Source organism: Ornithinibacter sp. (genome assembly GCF_035443565.1).
GTDB lineage: Bacteria > Actinomycetota > Actinomycetes > Actinomycetales > Dermatophilaceae > Fodinibacter.
In genome coordinates, this window is sequence record NZ_DAORSO010000100.1 from 4,223 (window position 1) to 8,863 (window position 4,641).

At 70.2% G+C, this 4,641-nt stretch carries 3 protein-coding genes; all 3 read left to right on the forward strand.

From position 1 onward, the window contains the following. Nucleotides 1-38 precede the first annotated feature (38 nt). Nucleotides 39-1,421, forward strand: a complete 1,383-nt coding sequence (locus PLL68_RS10485) for an FtsW/RodA/SpoVE family cell cycle protein (RefSeq protein WP_324533844.1) — start codon at nt 39-41, stop codon at nt 1,419-1,421. Then, nucleotides 1,418-2,869 carry a peptidoglycan D,D-transpeptidase FtsI family protein gene (locus PLL68_RS10490; RefSeq protein ID WP_324533840.1) on the forward strand — a complete coding sequence of 484 codons (1,452 nt, stop codon included), beginning with the start codon at nt 1,418-1,420 and terminating at the stop codon, nt 2,867-2,869. The genes PLL68_RS10485 and PLL68_RS10490 overlap by 4 nt, the downstream gene beginning before the upstream one ends. A 24-nt stretch (nt 2,870-2,893) precedes the next feature. Next, nucleotides 2,894-4,641, forward strand: a 1,748-nt coding sequence (gene pknB / locus PLL68_RS10495; protein WP_324533842.1) for a Stk1 family PASTA domain-containing Ser/Thr kinase, incomplete at its 3' end; no start/stop codon positions are given.

The window sequence follows — 4,641 nt, forward strand, 5'->3', positions numbered from 1 at the left end:
TCGCGGGGCCCGTCGCCCACCGGCAGCCCGGTGACCGCATGAGTGTCGTCTCGTCGTACACCCCGAGGCGAGGTCGCAACGTCGAGCTCGTGCTCCTCATCGCGGCCGTCGCGATCGTGCTGCTCGCCTACGTCAACGTCGGTGTGGCGACGTCGGAGTCGATGCCGCCGGGCACGATGGCCCTCGCCGGTGGCTACCTCGCGATGGCCGTCGGTTTCCACCTCGTGCTGCGCTGGCGCGCGTCCTACGCCGACCCGCTCATGCTGCCGATCATCACCCTGCTCAACGGGCTCGGGCTGGTGATGATCCACCGCATCGACCTCGCCAACGGCACGTCGATCTCCGACGGGGTGGCCCTGCGCCAGCTCATGTGGACCGGTGTCGCCGTCGTCATCGCCGCCGCCGTGCTCGTCGTGCTGCGCGACCACCGGGTGCTGCGCCGCTACACCTACCTCGCGGGCGTGGTCGGTTTCGTCCTGCTCCTGCTGCCGCTCATGCCCGTCATCGGCACGTCGATCTACGGCGCCCGGATCTGGATCCGCATCGGCTCGATGTCCTTCCAGCCCGGCGAGATCGCCAAGATCGCGCTGGCCATCTTCTTCGCCGGCTACCTCGTCCAGACCCGCGACGCCCTCTCGGTCGCGGGGCGCAAGGTGCTCGGGCTGACCCTGCCGCGCGCCCGCGACCTCGGACCGATCCTCATCGCCTGGCTCGCCAGCCTCGCCGTCCTGGTGTTCGAGCGCGACCTCGGTTCCTCGCTGCTGTTCTTCGGCCTGTTCGTCGCGATGCTGTACGTCGCGACCGAGCGGGTGTCCTGGATCGCCATCGGCCTCACCCTGTTCGGCGCCGGCGCCTACGTCGCGTACCTGATGTTCGGGCACGTCCAGACCCGCGTGCTGCTGTGGCTCGACACCTTCAGCCCCGAGGCCCTGCAGGCCTCGGACCAGCTGGCCAAGGGGCTCATGGGCATGGCCGCCGGGGGGATGTTCGGCACGGGTCTGGGGCGGGGGCGTCCCGACCTGACGTACTTCGCCGAGTCCGACTTCATCATCCCGAGCTTCGGTGAGGAGATCGGGCTCGTCGGGCTGTTCGCCCTGCTCATGCTCTACGTCCTGCTCGTCCAGCGCGGGTTGCGCACCTCGCTCGGCACCCGCGACGGCTTCGGCAAGCTGCTCGCCGCCGGCCTGTCGTTCTCGCTCGCGCTCCAGTGCTTCGTCGTCGTCGGCGGCGTGACCCGGGTCATCCCCCTCACCGGCCTGACCATGCCGTTCCTGTCCTCGGGCGGGTCCTCGCTGCTGGCCAACTGGACCCTCGTCGCCATCCTGCTGCGCATCTCCGACCACGCCCGCCGCCCCATGCCGGAGATCAACGTCCCGCACGAGGTCGGCCAGGCCCACACCGAGGTGGTGAGGATGCCGTGAACGCGCCCGTGCGTCGCCTCTCGATCGTCGTCGCGATCCTCTTCGCGTCGCTGCTCGTCTCGACGACCCTCATCCAGTACGTCTTCGCCGCCGACCTGAACGCCCGGCCGGACAACCGGCGAACGCTGTTGTCGACGTATGCCCGCGAGCGCGGCTCGATCCTCGTCGGCCAGACGGCCGTGGCGACGTCGGTGCCCGTCGACGACCAGTTCAAGTTCCAGCGCGAGTACTCCGACGGCGCGCTCTACGCCCACGTCACCGGCTTCTACTCCTTCTACGGTGCCTCCGGTGGGCTCGAGCAGGCCGAGAACGCCTACCTGTCCGGGTCGAGCGACAAGCTGTTCTACCGCCGGGTCTCCGACCTGTTCACCGGCCGCCGCCCGCAGGGCGCGACCCTGGAGACGACGCTCGACCCCGCGGTCCAGCGCGCGGCAGTGAAGGCGATGACCGGCATCCGAGGTGCTGCCGTCGCCCTCGACCCGAAGACCGGCGCGATCCTCGCGATGGTGAGCCAGCCGACGTTCGACCCCAACGACCTGGCCGGGCACGACCTCAGCGCGCTCGACGAGAACTACAAGAAGCTCAACACCGACCCGCAGCGCCCGCTGGTCAACCGCAGCATCAACGGCGACCTCTACCCGCCCGGGTCGATCTTCAAGGTGATCACCGCCGCGGCAGCCCTGTCGTCGGGGGAGTACACCGAGGACAGCATGCTGCCCGGGCCCGCCGTGCTGGAGCTGCCCGGCACCACGGCGAGCCTGCCGAACATGTTCCCGGGGGCCTGCGGCGCCAACGACCAGGTGTCCTTCACCCGGGCGATGGCGATCTCGTGCAACACCGCCTTCGCCTCGGTCGGCATGGACATCGGCGCCGACGCGCTGCGGGCCCAGGCCGAGAAGTTCGGCTTCGGCGACTCCCTGAGCGTGCCCATGCGCGTCACCCCGAGCACGATCCCCGCCGAACTGAACATGCCCCAGCTCGCGCAGTCCTCGATCGGCCAGTTCGACGTGCGGGTCACCCCGCTGCAGATGGCGATGGTCGCGGCCGGGGTCGCCAACGACGGCGCCGTCATGAAGCCCTACCTCGTGCAGTCGGTCATCGGGTCCGACCTGTCCGTGATCGAGACCACCGATCCGCAGGAGCTGTCGCAGGCGGTGACCCCCGATGTTGCGGCACAGTTGACCCGGATGATGGAGGCCGTCGTCACCGACGGTTCGGGGACGCGAGCCCAGATCGACGGCGTGGCGGTCGCGGGCAAGTCGGGGACGGCTCAGCACGGTGAGGGCCGCAAGCCCCACGCCTGGTTCATCTCCTTCGCCCCGGCGGACGACCCGCAGATCGCGGTCGCCGTCATCGCGGAGGACGGGGGTGTCGCCGGCAGCGAAATCGGCGGCGGCCGCGTGGCCGCACCGATCGCCCGCCAGATGATGGAAGCACGGCTGAAGTGATGGAATCGACGAGGAGCGCACGGCATGGCTGAGGTCCCCAAGTTGCTCGGTGGCCGCTACGAGGTGGACACCCTGCTCGGACGTGGCGGGATGGCCGAGGTCCACCTCGGCTACGACACCCGGCTCGGTCGCCAGGTCGCCATCAAGATGCTGCGCAACGAGCTCGCGCGCGACCACACGTTCCTCACCCGCTTCCGCCGCGAGGCCCAGTCAGCCGCCGGGCTCAACCACGCGTCCATCGTCGCCGTCTACGACCACGGCGAGGACACCGTCACCGAGAGTGGCGGGGCCGAGGTGCGGGTGCCGTACATCATCATGGAGTTCGTCGACGGCAAGACGCTGCGCGAGGTCATCACCGAGCGGGGGACGCTGGAGCCGACCGAGGCGATGCGGATCACCGAGGGAGTCCTCGACGCCCTCGCCTACAGCCACCGCAACGGCATCGTGCACCGCGACATCAAGCCGGCCAACGTCATGATCGGGGCGGACGGCACCATCAAGGTGATGGACTTCGGCATCGCCCGGGCCCTCGCCGACGCCAACGCCACGATGACGCAGACCCAGTCGGTCGTCGGCACGGCCCAGTACCTCTCGCCCGAGCAGGCCCAGGGGCAGGCGGTCGACGAACGATCGGACCTGTACTCGGCAGGGTGCATGCTCTTCGAGCTGCTGACCGGCCGCGCGCCGTTCATGGGCGACAGCATGGTCTCGATCGCCTACCAGCACGTCGGGGAGCAGCCGCTGCCGCCGTCGCGCTTCGCCCCGAACATCCCCGAGGACCTCGACGCAGTGGTCATGCACGCCCTGGCCAAGCCCCGCGACGCCCGCTACCAGAGTGCCGGTGAGTTCCGCAGCGACCTTCAGGCGGTGCGCCTCGGCCGCCCGATCAGTGCCGCGGCCCGAGCCACGGCGGTGGCCCTGGCCAGCGGTGCCGGTGCGGCGGCCCTCACCGCTGACGCCACCGAGGCGCTGCCGGCCATCACGTCCGAGCAGACCCAGGTGCTGTCACCCGGGGCCGTGCCGCCGGAGGTCCCGGTCGGCACGAACACCGAGACCTTCCCGGCCCTGGCCGACGACACGCAGGAGAAGCGGAAGAAGAGCGGCTGGGTGGTGTTGGCGATCTTCGCGGTCGCAGCGCTGGCGGCGCTCGCATTCGGCCTCTCGTCGTACTTCGGCGAGGAGGAGGTGCCGCAGGTGACGGTGCCGACCGTCGTCAACAAGCCGGAGCAGACGGCCATCGCCGAGCTGGCGCGAGCCGGGCTCGAGGACGACGTCATCCGCCAGGCCAGCGACACGGTGCCGGCTGACGTCGTGATCAGTCAGACGCCCCAGGGTGGGACCGAGGTCGATCGCGGCAGCACCGTGCGCCTCGTCGTGTCCTCCGGCCCGACGGCGATCACCGTGCCCGACCTCGCCGGCAAGACCGCTGACGAGGCCCGACAGCTGCTCGGCGACCTCGGCCTGACCCTCGGCACCGTCACCGACGTGGACGACCCGAAGACCCCGCAGGGGCAGATCATCGACTCCAACCCGGCAGTCGGCGCCTCGGTGAGCCCCGGGTCGTCGATCAGCGTGCGGGTCGGAACCGGCCAGGTCGTCGTCCCCAACGTCGTCGGCAAGCCGTTGAGCGAGGCCCAGCAGCTGCTCTCGAACGTCGGCCTGACTCCCGAGACGTCGTTCCGGGCCAGCTCGGAGGTTCCGGAGAACCGGGTGCTCGAGCAGGATCCGCCGAGCGGCAAGATCGAGATCGGTGGCACGGTGCGGATCATCGT